Source organism: Pseudomonas sp. TE3910 (assembly GCF_056279025.1).
Window position 1 is genome coordinate 1,407,359 of record NZ_JBWBQN010000001.1, and the last position, 12,495, is coordinate 1,419,853.

Sequence of the window (12,495 nt, forward strand, 5' to 3'; positions counted from 1 at the left end):
CGTCCTTTTAACGAGAATACTGGCGCTACCCCAACAACTCCCGCAGCCGATACCACAACATTCCCAGCGCCAGCAGCGGCGAGCGCAAGGCCGGGCCACCGGGGAAGGTCATGTGCGGCACTTTGCTGAAGATGTCCAGGCCATGGCTGTGCCCGGCATGAATCGCTTCGGCCAGCAGTTTCGCGGTCCAATGGGTGACGTTCAGGCCATGGCCTGAGTAGCCCTGGGCATAGAACACGTTCGGGTGCTGTTGCAAACGCCCGACCTGGGGAAAACGGTTGGCCGTAATGCCGATCTTGCCGCCCCATTGGAAGTCGATGCGCACGTCGGCCAGCTGTGGGAACACCTTTAGCATTTTCGGTCGCATGTAGCTGGCGATATCCGCCGGGTCGCGCCCGGAATAGTGACACGCGCCACCGAACAGTAAGCGCCGGTCAGCGGTCAGGCGGTAATAATCCAGGCCGACTTTCTGGTCACACAGGGCCAGGTTCTGCGGGATCAGCGCGTTGGCCACGGCGGGCGCCAGCGGCTCGGTGGTGATGATGTAGCTGCCAGCAGGCAGCACCTTGCCGCTCAGGCGCGGTTCCAGGTCGTCCAGGTGCGCGTTGCACGCCAGCACCAGGCTTCCCGCCTTGACCGTACCCTTGGCACAACGCACCTGCACCGTGTCGCCGTGGATCAGTTCCAGCACCGGGCTTTGCTCGTAGATACGCACGCCCAGTGATTCGGCCAGACGCGCTTCAGCCAAGACCAGATCAAGGGGATGAAGGTGGCCCGAGCCCATGTCCAGTAAGCCGCCGGCATAGGCATCGGACGCCACGACCTGGCGCATGTGCTCTGGCCTGATCAATCGGGTTTCATGGCGGTACCCCAAGGCTGCGAGGCTTTCCTGCTCCTCGCTGAAGGCGGCGAACTGCGCAGGCGTATTGGCCAGCTCACAGAACCCCCAGCGCAGGTCGCAGTCGATCGCGTGTTCACGAATCCGCGTGCCGACCACCTCGACCGACTCAATACCTGCGCGCTGCAGATAGCGCACGCCCTCCTGGCCGACATGACGGGCAAAGCCTGAAACATCGTGACCGATGCCGCGAATCAATTGGCCGCCGTTGCGCCCACTGGCGCCCCAGCCGACTCGCCTGCCTTCGAGCAACACACCACCGAGAGCCCCCGCTGGGCCAGCTCAATCGCGGTGTTGACCCCGGTAAAGCCGCCGCCGATCACACAGACATCGGCGATAACATCCGATGCGAGCGCGGGATAGGCAGCCATGTGTTTCACCGTTGCGTAGTAGTACGAACGGGCATGTTCCGACGACGTTGCCATGGTACGTGCTCGACTCATTGGTTGGATTTCACTTTGCTCCAGGCGCGGGTCATCAAGCGCATGATCGCAGGCGGCAGCGTTTGCGAGATGTACAGCTTGTCCAGCACGGCTTGCGGCGGGTAGACCTCCGGGTTGCCGGCAAGCTCGGCCTCCATGTACGCCTTGGACGCCGGGTTCGGGTTGGCATAACCAACGGTGCTGCTCACGCTGGCGATCACTTTTGGCTCAAGCAGGTAGTTGATGAAGGCATGGGCTTGCGTGGTGTTCTTGGCATCGGCGGGAATCGCCAGCAGGTCAAACCACAGGTTGCTGCCTTCCTTGGGAATGGCGTAGGCGATGTGAACACCGTTTTTTGCATCCTTGGCACGGTTGGCGGCCTGGAACACATCACCTGAGTAACCCATCGCCACACAGATATCGCCGTTGGCCAGGTCCGTCACGTATTTGGAGGAATGAAAATAGGTGATGTACGGCCGCAAGGTCATCAGCTTGGCTTCGGCCTTCTTGTAGTCTTCAGGGCGGGTGCTGTTCGGGTCCATGCCCATGTAGTTGAGTACCGCCGGAAACAGCTCATCGGCCGAGTCCATCATCGCCACGCCGCACTGGCTGAGTTTTTTCAGGTTCTCGGGCTCGAACAGCACGGCCCAGGAGTCGATGTGGTCTACACCCAGCACCTGCTTGACCTTGTCGACGTTGTAGCCGATGCCGTTGGTGCCCCACAGATAGGGCACCGAGTGCGCGTTACCGATATCGTTCTTTTCCAACAGCTTGAGCAGCGCCGGATCGAGGTTCTTCCAGTTGGGCAGCTCGGCGCGGTCCAGTTTCAGGAACGCGCCAGCATTGATCTGGCGTGCCAGAAAGTGGTTGGACGGTACCACCACATCGTACCCGGTCCGCCCTGCCAACAGTTTGCCCTCCAGGGTTTCATTGGAGTCGAAAACGTCGTAGATCACCTTGATCCCGGTTTTGCCCTGAAAGTCAGCGAGCGTGGTCTCACCGATATAGTCGGTCCAGTTGTACACACTGACACTTGGCTGAGCCTGGGCAAGCGTACCGAACAGCAAGGCAAAGCCCGCCGGAACAACGGTTTTCATAAGACGCATATCGACACCTTTCATATTGTTTTATCGATGGGTATGACGTGGCCGAAATCAGACGCTGAGCAATAGGAACTCACGCTCCCATGAGCTGATGACCCGCTTGAAGTTCTCGTGCTCGGCACGTTTCACCGCGACGTAACCGCGCACGAACTTACTGCCCAGGTAGCGCTCGATGGTCGGGCAGTCTTCCATGTGCGCCAGCGCATCCTCGATGGTGATCGGCAGGCGCAGGTTGCGGCGCTCATAGGCTCGGCCCTGCACGGCGGCACTCGGGTTGATCTGCTCGACCATGCCCAGATAACCACAGAGCAAGCTGGCGGCAATCGCCAGGTAGGGGTTGGCATCCGCCCCTGGCAGACGGTTTTCCACGCGCATGGCTTCAGGGCTGGAGGTCGGTACACGCAGGCCCACCGTGCGGTTTTCTTCGCCCCACTCTACGTTCACCGGCGCCGAGGTGTCCGGCAGGAAGCGGCGGAACGAGTTGACGTTGGGCGCGAACATCGGCAGTACTTTCGGGATGTACTTCTGCAGGCCGCCGATGTGGTGGAGGAACAGTTCGCTCATCTTCCCGTCGGCATCGACAAAGATCGGTTTTCCGCTGGCGATGTCCACAACGCTCTGGTGCAGGTGCATGGCACTGCCTGGCTCATCCCCTATCGGCTTGGCCATGAAGGTGGCGGTGACGTTGTGCTTGAGCGCAGCCTCGCGCATCGTGCGCTTGAACACGGTGATCTGGTCGGCCAGGTCCAGCGCATCGCCATGACGGAAGTTGATTTCCATCTGCGCCGGGCCGTCTTCGTGAATCAGTGTGTCGAGGTCCAGGCCTTGGGCTTCGCACCAGTCATAGACGTCTTCAAACAGCGGGTCGAATTCGTTGGCCGCGTCGATTGAAAACGACTGCCGACCACTTTCGGCACGGCCCGAGCGGCCCAGCGGGGCTTGTAGCGGCAGATCCGGATCGTCGCAGCGCTGGGTCAGGTAGAACTCCATCTCGGGCGCGACGATGGGCTGCCAGCCTTTGTCGGCATACAGCTTCAAGACGTTCTTCAGGACGTTGCGCGGCGACAGTTCGATCGGGTTGCCGAGCTTGTCGAAGGTGTCGTGAATCACAATGGCGGTCGGCTCGATGGCCCACGGCACGGCATAGATCGCGTTTGAGTCTGGCCGACAGATCATGTCGATATCGGCTGGGTCGAGCAGGTCGTAGTAGATTTCGTCGTCGACGAAATCGCCGGTCACCGTCTGCAGCAGCACACTTTCCGGCAGGCGCATGCCCCGTTCATGCAGGAACTTGTTGGTGGGCGCGATCTTGCCACGGGCAATCCCGGTCAAATCGCTGACCACGCACTCCACTTCAGTAATCTTGTGTTCTTTCAGCCAGGCGGACAGCTGATCGAAAGGGGTATTCATAGAAACCTCGTTGTTGTTTTGGGGTGGCACCCGACATGGCGCCTTCTACGCATCGCGGGGTGCATGGCTTCCCCTGCATCGCGTTGAGGACTATCTTGGGCGAGCGATCGGGCTTCGATCTATCCACTTTGAACACAACAAAATGCACCAATGTAGTGCATTGAAGGTTTCCATGACGTCGCTGAACCCCTTGCGTGTCCAGGCTTTCACCACCGCCGATGTTGCCGAACAGGTGCGTGCGACCCCTGGCTGGGCGCAGCACTATCAGCAAATGTCACCTGGGCATTTCGCGGGGTTGGTGCGCTGCCTGGACCTGCAGGGCGTGGACGTCTACGAAGAGCGCATGAACACTCGCGTAGAACAGAGCTTCAGCGCACCCAGTGGCTCACTGGCGTTCTGTTTCGACCGCAGCGACAACAGCCTTTACGTGTTGAACGGCGAGAGCCGCAATATCTGGATCACTCCGGAGAACTACCAGGAAGTGGCCGTGGTGTTTGGCCCGGAGTTCGTTCGTGGGCACGGGCTGGATGTCGCCGCGATGGAAGGCCTGTTCATGGCGCCGCTCAACTCCCAGCAGAATGCCTTGTTCAGCAGCTGGCTGAGCAGCACCCTCACCCGACTCTCGCAAAGCCTCGACTCACCCGACCAGGGCGCACTGGCCGAGCAGTTGCTGGAAGACTGTTTGTTCATCCTCGACAACGCCTGTGCCCGCCTTGGGCAGAACGAGCTGTGGCGGCGCACCGAAGAGCGCAACATCATGCGCAGGGTATGCGAGTGGGCGGCGGACTCACCCGAGGAAACCGTCAACTTGCTGGAGCTCTCGCACATTGCGGGGGGATCGTTGCGCCAACTGCAGAGCGCCTTCAAAGCCTATACCGGCATGACCCCGACCCACTGGCTACGCCTGCGTCGCCTCAACGGCGCACGACGCGAACTGCTCAAGGCCCGCGATGTGACCGTGGCGGAAGTGGCAATGCGCTGGTCGTTCTGGCACCTGGGGCGGTTTTCCAGCAGTTACCAGGCACTGTTCAAGGAGCTTCCGAGTGAGACACTGAAGCGCAACGGGTTCCGCTTGCCCCTCAAACACGGCTAACCCGGCGGTGCATGGATGCGAACACCGGTAACCGGCAAGCTTTCCACCCGGATGAGTCTATAGTGTGAAAGTTTGTTGCCACCTGCCTTGATGAGACTCGATGAACAGCTTTGACTGGCTCCCCACAGACGCAATCCACCTGTTCTTTGTGCTGTTCCTGTCTTTCCTCATCGGGCTGGAACGCGAAGAGCACAAGACCAACAATGACCAGTATGCGTTTGGCGGCGTCCGCACCTATCCGCTGATAGGCCTGATCGGTTACTCGATTGCAGTGTTGAACAGTGGCGAACTGCTGCCGCAAGCGTTGGGCTTTGCCGTTGTGGCCGCCTTCCTGTTACTGGCCTACTGGCACCGGCTCTCCTCTACCGGATCACCCGGCATCACCTCGGAAATGTCCGGGCTGACCACCTACCTGGTGGGCGCCCTGATCTATCACGAGATGTTCTGGCTGGCCACCGCGCTGACCGTGTCGAGCATCATCCTTCTGGAGCTCAAGACACAGCTGGAAAACCTGGCCAAGCGCATTGAAACCACGGACATCCTGACCTTCGCAAAATTTCTCCTGCTGTCCGCAGTCATCCTGCCACTGTTGCCGAACACACCGCTCACCCCGTTTCAGATCAACCCCTTCACCACCTGGCTTGTTGTGGTTGCTGTGAGCGCATTGTCGTATGGCAGCTATGTGTTGCAGCGCGTGACAAAAAACCAGAGCAGCGTGTTGATGTCGGCACTCGTAGGGGGCGCCTATTCATCGACTGTGACCACGGTGGTGCTTGCCAGGCGCTCGCAGCAGGAAGAACAGGCGCACCTTTATTCTGGCGCCATCCTGATTGCATCGGGCGCCATGTACTTGCGCCTGGCGGCCCTCCTGGCCCTGTTCAACCGCGACCTGATGAGCCGCCTGGCACTTCCGTTCATTGTCCTGGGCAGTATGGCGATACTCATCGGTTGGCTATGGTCGCGAAAAGGATACGCCGGGGCGACGACGATAAAGCCACTTGAACCCAAGAACCCGCTGGAAATCAGTGCCGCGCTACTGTTCGCATTTCTGTTTGTCGGCATGCTGGTGGCAACACACCTGGCAATCGAATACTTGGGGTCCGTGGGCATCTACTCACTGGCCTCGGTGATGGGCGTCACCGATGTAGACCCGTTCATTCTCGGCATGACGCAGTCTGCCGTGAGCAGCACCCCGCTGTCAGTCGCAGCCTCCGCCATCATCGTTGCAGCGGCCAGCAACAACCTGGTCAAGGGGATCTATGCCTTCACCCTGGCCTCCCGCAAAGCGGGCGTGGAAAGCCTGTGCTTCCTGCTAGGCCTGGCAGCCGGGGGGTTGCTGCTCCTGCTGTAGCGCCGCATGAACAGCCACACGGTTGCGGCCTGCGGCTTTCGCGCTATACAACGCCTGGTCCGCAGCCCGAATCAGCGCGATTGCTGAAGTAGTCGATATCGATCAGCAACCAAGCATTCTGTGCTTGAGGCATCAGCACATCGCTTATGATGCAAGCAGAGATGACGGCCAAGTGGAACAAGTCACCCCTTCGCGCAAAAAACGTTTCACCCCAGAGACTGCACGTCGACACACAGGCAAGGATCAACCCATGTTTTTCAACAAACGCGATCAGGCGAACATCGAGCGCCGCCTGGTGGCAACCCTGACCGAGGCCTGCGAGACGGCCAAGGCAGAAATCGTCGGGTTCTGCTGGCTAACCCACACGGTGGATTACCGGGCGTTCCCCTCCAGCCTGAGGGTGACCTGGGTCTTCGATACCCTGACCAACAAGCAACAGGCCCTGGCCAGCGGGCAAGGCGCGCGCATGGTTGAGCTGACGGCAATGGCGCTGGCTGAAGCCGGGATTGCCCTCGACCCCGTGTCGACACATGTGCACTACGACACGGAAGAACAATGCCAGCGCACCCATGCGGGAAACTGGCAACAGCGTTTGGCGCGGGGTTGAAGCATGGCCAAGGATATCGAGAACCCGTGTATCGCCGTCTGCCAGCTCAGCGGCGACCTGTGCCTGAGCTGTGGTCGCAGCAAGGAAGACATCAAGAAATGGAAGCGCATGAAGCGGCCGGAAAAGATGGCCGCCGTACAACGCGCAACCCATCGCCTGAAAAGCCTGCAAAAGAAACGCCCCTAAGCCAAATACCGAAAGCGCAGTGCTCCCTGTGGGAGTTGGCTTGCCAACGATGCAGGCACCGCGCACATACTGACACCGCGCCGATACCATCACAGGCGCTCACGGCGTACCGAACATCGCGGTCCAGTAGATCCCCGCGTCACTCTTGGGGTCGACTGCGTAGGCTGCGCCCAGTTCGCGGAACCGTGGGTTCATCAGGTTGGCACAATGGCCAGGACTGGCCAGCCAGCCGTCGACCACCTTGCGTACGGTGTCCTGCCCGGCGGCAATGTTCTCACCAATCAGTTGGCCGCTGTAACCTGCCAGTTCAGCCCGGTCACCCGGTGTACGGCCCTCGCGGTCCTTGTGATCGAAGAAATTGTTGTTGGCCATGGATCGGGTATGGCCTTCAGCCGCCGTTGCCAGTGTCGCATTCCAGGCCAACGGTGTTGTCGCGCCAAAGGGCTGGGTGCCGCACTGGCGGGCCTGCGCACGTGCGCTGTTGATCTGTTCGAGGAGCTTCTGGCCCTCGGCTTGCCAGTCGCCCAGTCGCCCCGCCAGCAGCGGCCGGGCCAGCACGATGCGCCAGGCACGGTCTTCGCGGCTGACGCCGATATCGACGAACTGCGGGTCGAGCACAATCTGGCAGAAACTCTCCTGCACCGCCTTCATCGCCGCCTGCGCATCACGCGGCCCGGACAAGCTGATCGCCTGCACATTGACCATCGGGTACGAGGCTCGCGCCAGTGCCTGCTGCAGGTCACCGACACTACTGGCAGACAGCACCAGACGCGGATCGGCTGCAAGTGGCGGCAACTCCTGCGAGGCCTGCCCCGCACAACGCTGCACCTGGCTGCGGTAGGCATTGATCGACTGGACCAGTTGCGTCTCCTCGGTCGCGGCTGCCGTGGCGGCTAACACCACCCCCACAGACAACGCGGCAAAACGCAAAGCGGATGATAGGACGCGCATGTAACTCTCCCTTTTGCTGATGGTGCTAATAATGCGCGAAATCCCCCCCTGCGGCACAAGGGCTTTACTCAGGGCGCACCGAACACCATCGTCCAGTAGACCCCCGCATCGCTACGCGAGTTTGTCGCATAGGCCGCGCCAACCTGGGTAAACATCGGGCTCATCAGGTTGGCGCAGTGGCCAGGGCTGGCCAGCCAGCCCGCCAGGGCCTTGTTCGCTGAACCTTGCCCGGCGGCGATGTTCTCGCCAATCTGCCGGCCACGGTAGCCAGCCGCCCATGCCCGGTCTGCAGGCATGTCACCATCAAGGTCCCGATGGGCCAGGTAGTTGCCGCTGGCCATCGACCGGCTATGCCCTTGCGCTGCGGCCCCCAGGGCGCTACTCCACGCAAGCGGCCGGGCGGCGGCAAACCGTTTACGACCACAGAGGCGCGGCTTTGCCCGCGCCGCATTGACCTGTGCCAGCAAGGTAGCGCCCGCTGCTCGCCGATCCTCCAGATGCCCCTCGAGCAAGGGGCGCGCCAACACGACTCGCCACTCACTGTCGTCACGACGGATGCCGATATCCGCGTACTGGTTATCGAGCAAGGCTGCGCAGTAATCACGCGCTAGCTGGTCGAACGCCTCATCAGCGTCGTAGGCACCCACCAAGCGGATACTCCGCACTGCAACGGCCCGATAGCCGGAATCCTTCAACGCCTCGCGCATTTCACCGCGATAGCGAATCGGCAACGCCAGGCTCGACTTCAGCGCCAGTGGCGGCAAGGCGCGGCCCGCACTTCTGCTGCAACGCTGGGGATGAGCACGGTAGTCGTTGATCGCCTCCGCCAGTTGCTGTTCCCCGCGCGCATGGGCGGGGCTGGAAAGCAGCGGCAACAGCGGGACGAGGCAGAGCGAAACAACGCGGGAACAGTGGACGGCTTGGCGCATGAGGCAGACAGCTCTGAAGAGGTGACGACAGAAAAGGCAGTAACGCAGCCAAGGCAAGACATGCCAAGGCAGGGCCTAAGACTGGAGCCGCTGCACAAGGTTCATGGGGTGAAGGGTATTTTTTACCGAGGTGGCAAGGTCGCCAGCCGGGTCAGGGTCTTCAGGACGTCGTGCTACAGCGGCCCGAGGGCCGCTGTGAGCAGTAAGGCGGGCAATGATGTCAGGCGCTGAGTCCAGCCAGGCAGCGTTCGAGAATATCCAGGCCTTCCTCGAACACCTCGGGTTCGATGGTCAGCGGCGCCAGCAGGCGCACGATATGCCGGTATTTGCCACTCGGCATGATCAACAGCCCCGCCTCACGAGTGGTTTGCAACAACGTGGCCAGCGCCTGAGGTGCTGGCGAGCCGTCGGCATTTACCAACTCGATGCCGCGCATGGCGCCTGTGCCGGTCAGGCGCCCCAGGTGAGCGGACAAACCGGATGCTTTCCAGCGCTGATAACGCTCGACAATCGCCTTCTCTTGCCGCTCGCCCCAGGTGGCGAGGTTGCTGTCGCTCATTTGCTCCAGGCTGGCCAACGCCGCCGCACAGGCTATTGGGTTGCCTGAATAGGTACCGCCCAATGCGCCGCGCTGCAGCGTGTCCATCAATTGCCGACGGCCCACCACCGCGCCCAGCGGAACCCCGCCAGCAATACTCTTGCCCAGCAGCAGCAGGTCCGGCTCAATACCCAGGCGACCGAAGCCGAAACGCTGCCCGGTGCGCCCGAAGCCAGACTGAATTTCATCGACAATCAGCAGAATCCCGCGCTCATCGCAGAACTGACGCAGGTGCCGGGCAAACGCTGGCTCCAGCGCCAGGAAACCACCCTCGCCCTGAATCGACTCCACGATAAAACAGGCCACCTCGTTGACGTCGATTTCGACACTGAACAGGCGCTCCATGGCCTTCAGCGCCTGATCGACACTGACGTCGTTGTCCGGGCTGGGGTATGGCAAGTGATACACCGGCCCCGGCAACACACCAATGCCTTGTTTGTACGGGGCGACCTTGCCATTGAGGTTCAGGGTGGCCAGGGTGCGGCCATGAAAACCGCCGTCGAACGCCACCACCGCAGTGCGCCGGGTAACGCCCCGGGCAATTTTCAGGGCATTTTCGGCCGCTTCGGCACCACTGTTGGTGAGCATGCCACTGGCCGGGTAGCTCAGGCCGATGAACGCCACAAGCCGCTCCATCAACTGAAGGTAAGGCGTGTGCGGCACAGCGTTGAACGCCGAGTGGGTCAAGCGTGCTGCTTGCGCCTGAATCGCCGCCACCACCGCCGGGTTGCAATGGCCCAGGTTGAGCACGCCGATACCGCCGACAAAGTCGATGTAACGCTTGCCATCGACATCCCAGACCTCGGCATTGCGGCCATGATCGAGTTCGATCGGGTGAACTATTGCGATGGAATTGCTGATGGTTTGCGCAGGCATGACAAGCGCCGCTCCCGTGGCTTGAGGGTCGTGTATGGCGGCTATCTAAGCGAGTGACGGTGGCCTGGCACAAGCGAATAAAAATTCTACTGTCATTCCTAAAAGTATCGAATCTGGCGTCACCGGCCACAAATCACTTAGCAAGAAGGTTTTCCTTAAGACCTCGCACGGTCGTCCCAGGCACACATTGAATTCCCCCAAGGAATGATGTTCTGAGTATTGCTCGTTTGTTGAAGCCCCGTTCGTCGACCAATACTGATCTGGATCAATTACCAGGAGCAGGACGCAGTACCGACACGGAAGGTTTCCTTACTAACGATTGTTCAGCGCCGGCTCACCCCGAACGGACCTGTGAGCCAGGGGGCTGCTGAACCGAGGGTTGATGCATGAGTTCAAACAATAACAACCGCGGGCAACGCTCGCTCAAGCATGGCCTGACCACACGCCAGGTCTCGATGATCTCCATCGCAGGCATTATCGGTGCGGGTCTATTCATCGGCTCCTCCAACGCCATCGCCACCGCAGGCCCGGCCATCCTGATCTCCTACGCACTGACCGGTTTGCTGGTGCTGTTGGTCATGCGCATGCTCGGCGAAATGGCCGTTGCAAACCCGAACAGCGGTTCGTTTTCCACCTACGCCGGCGAGGCCATCGGCCCTTGGGCCGGTTTCACCATCGGTTGGCTGTACTGGTGGTTCTGGGTGTTGATCATCCCGGTAGAAGCCATCGCCGGTGCCGACATCCTGCATGCCTGGTACCCCGCCATCCCGTCCTGGGCCTTCACCTTCCTGATCATGGTCACCCTGTCGGCCACCAACCTGATCAGCGTGCGCAATTTCGGCACCTTCGAGTACTGGTTCGCCCTGATCAAGATCATCGCCATCCTGGCCTTCATCGGCGTGTGCAGCGCGGCCGTACTGGGCTACTGGCCGCTGGCTGAAGTCTCGGGGGTCGGCCAACTGCTGAGCAATGGCGGCTTCATGCCGAATGGCTTTGGTGCGGTGCTGGGCGGCATTCTGGTGACCATCTTCTCGTTCTTCGGCGCCGAAATCGTCACCATCGCCGCCGACGAAACCGAGAACCCCAAAGAGAAGATCCGCCGCGCCACCAACCTGGTGATCTACCGTATTGCGATCTTCTACATCTTCTCGATTTTCTTCATCGTCTCGCTGGTTGCCTGGAACGATCCACGGCTGCTGCAAGTCGGCTCGTTCCAGCGCGCACTGGAAGTGCTCAATGTGCCAGGCGCGAAACTGATCGTTGACCTGGTGGTGTTCGTCGCCGTGACCAGTTGCATGAACTCGGGCCTGTACACCGCATCACGCATGCTTTACTCGCTGGGCGCACGCGGCGAAGCACCGACTGCAACACGCTATATTTCGCGCAGCGGCGTGCCGACCGTGGCCGTGCTGATGTCCACCCTGGCAGGCTTCGTCGGCTGCCTGATCAACTACCTGTTGCCGGGCAAGGTCTTTGGCTTCCTGCTCTCGACCACCGGCGCCATCGCCCTGCTGGTGTACCTGGTGATCGCGGTGTCACAACTGCGCATGCGTAAGCAGCTGGAGCAGAAAGGCCAGACCCCGGTGTTTCGGATGTGGCTGTTCCCATGGCTGACCTGGTTCGTCATCGCCTTGATCTGCAGCGTGCTCGGCTACATGTTGTTCAGCGCCGCATATCGCTATGAAACCCTGATGACCGCAGCGGTTGCCGGCATCGTCCTGATGATCAGCCTGGTGCGCAAATCGAGCACGACAACACCCGCCGCTGCTGCCGCGCAACGCGGCTAAGTGATTGACTGAGCTGGCGTTCGATGTTCAGATGCGCGCCAGTTTCAGGTGTCCTGCGCCGCCGTGCGCAGGGTGAAACGGGAAGCCGGTGCGTCTCTTTGACCAGTCCGGCGCTGCCCCCGCAACGGTAAGCGAGCGAGGCCTTCGACAGACCACTGTGCCACGGCATGGGAAGGTGAAGGCCTCATGACCCTCGCAAGCCCGGAGACCGGCCTGAAGCCTTGTTTGGCAACCCCGCGGTGGGCGGGCGCAGGCCGGTTGGCGGGCGCCTGCGTGCTCGTCAT

Annotated in this window: 10 protein-coding genes, 1 pseudogene and 1 riboswitch; of the genes and pseudogenes, 5 read left to right on the forward strand and 6 right to left on the reverse strand. The window is 60.9% G+C overall.

Annotated elements, in window-relative coordinates; genetic code table 11:
* Positions 1–25 precede the first annotated feature (25 nt).
* The 3 genes and pseudogenes from ACZ9H3_RS06185 to ACZ9H3_RS06195 form a co-directional block, all read right to left on the reverse strand.
* A pseudogene (locus ACZ9H3_RS06185) lies at positions 26–1,323 on the reverse strand (NAD(P)/FAD-dependent oxidoreductase).
* 14 nt (positions 1,324–1,337) lie between these two features.
* Positions 1,338–2,426: a polyamine ABC transporter substrate-binding protein gene (locus ACZ9H3_RS06190; protein WP_476220116.1), complete on the reverse strand. Its 1,089-nt coding sequence runs from the start codon at positions 2,424–2,426 to the stop codon at positions 1,338–1,340.
* 48 nt (positions 2,427–2,474) lie between these two features.
* Positions 2,475–3,833, reverse strand: coding sequence for a glutamine synthetase family protein (locus ACZ9H3_RS06195; RefSeq protein WP_065758644.1), 1,359 nt, complete (start codon positions 3,831–3,833; stop codon positions 2,475–2,477).
* Positions 3,834–4,005: 172 nt separating this feature from the next.
* Between ACZ9H3_RS06195 and ACZ9H3_RS06200 the strand changes: the two genes are divergently transcribed.
* From ACZ9H3_RS06200 to ACZ9H3_RS06215, 4 genes are all read left to right on the forward strand, one after another.
* Positions 4,006–4,926 carry a helix-turn-helix domain-containing protein gene (locus ACZ9H3_RS06200; RefSeq protein ID WP_099775172.1) on the forward strand — a complete coding sequence of 307 codons (921 nt, stop codon included), beginning with the start codon at positions 4,006–4,008 and terminating at the stop codon, positions 4,924–4,926.
* Between the two features lie 100 nt (positions 4,927–5,026).
* Positions 5,027–6,277, forward strand: coding sequence for an MgtC/SapB family protein (locus tag ACZ9H3_RS06205; RefSeq protein WP_102051913.1), 1,251 nt, complete (start codon positions 5,027–5,029; stop codon positions 6,275–6,277).
* 250 nt (positions 6,278–6,527) lie between these two features.
* Positions 6,528–6,884 (forward strand): hypothetical protein, encoded by a 357-nt coding sequence (locus ACZ9H3_RS06210; protein ID WP_476220117.1) that lies wholly within the window; start codon positions 6,528–6,530, stop codon positions 6,882–6,884.
* Positions 6,885–6,887: 3 nt separating this feature from the next.
* Complete coding sequence (locus ACZ9H3_RS06215; RefSeq protein WP_476220118.1) at positions 6,888–7,070, forward strand: DUF1289 domain-containing protein; 183 nt, start codon at positions 6,888–6,890, stop codon at positions 7,068–7,070.
* Positions 7,071–7,169: 99 nt separating this feature from the next.
* Here the strand turns inward: ACZ9H3_RS06215 and ACZ9H3_RS06220 are convergent, their stop codons facing one another.
* From ACZ9H3_RS06220 to ACZ9H3_RS06230, 3 genes are all read right to left on the reverse strand, one after another.
* Positions 7,170–8,021, reverse strand: a complete 852-nt coding sequence (locus ACZ9H3_RS06220; protein ID WP_099775176.1) for a CAP domain-containing protein — start codon at positions 8,019–8,021, stop codon at positions 7,170–7,172.
* A gap of 68 nt (positions 8,022–8,089) precedes the next feature.
* The gene (locus tag ACZ9H3_RS06225) at positions 8,090–8,950 is read right to left on the reverse strand and encodes a CAP domain-containing protein (RefSeq protein ID WP_476220119.1); all 861 of its coding nucleotides are present in this window, start codon (positions 8,948–8,950) and stop codon (positions 8,090–8,092) included.
* A 220-nt stretch (positions 8,951–9,170) separates the two neighbouring features.
* Positions 9,171–10,424 (reverse strand): 2-aminoadipate transaminase, encoded by a 1,254-nt coding sequence (locus ACZ9H3_RS06230; RefSeq protein WP_476220120.1) that lies wholly within the window; start codon positions 10,422–10,424, stop codon positions 9,171–9,173.
* Between the two features lie 386 nt (positions 10,425–10,810).
* Here ACZ9H3_RS06230 and ACZ9H3_RS06235 point away from each other — a divergent pair, with 386 nt between their 5' ends.
* Positions 10,811–12,211, forward strand: coding sequence for an amino acid permease (locus ACZ9H3_RS06235; protein ID WP_476220121.1), 1,401 nt, complete (start codon positions 10,811–10,813; stop codon positions 12,209–12,211).
* Positions 12,212–12,241: 30 nt separating this feature from the next.
* Positions 12,242–12,442, forward strand: a riboswitch (cobalamin riboswitch).
* The last annotated feature ends 53 nt before the right edge of the window (positions 12,443–12,495 follow it).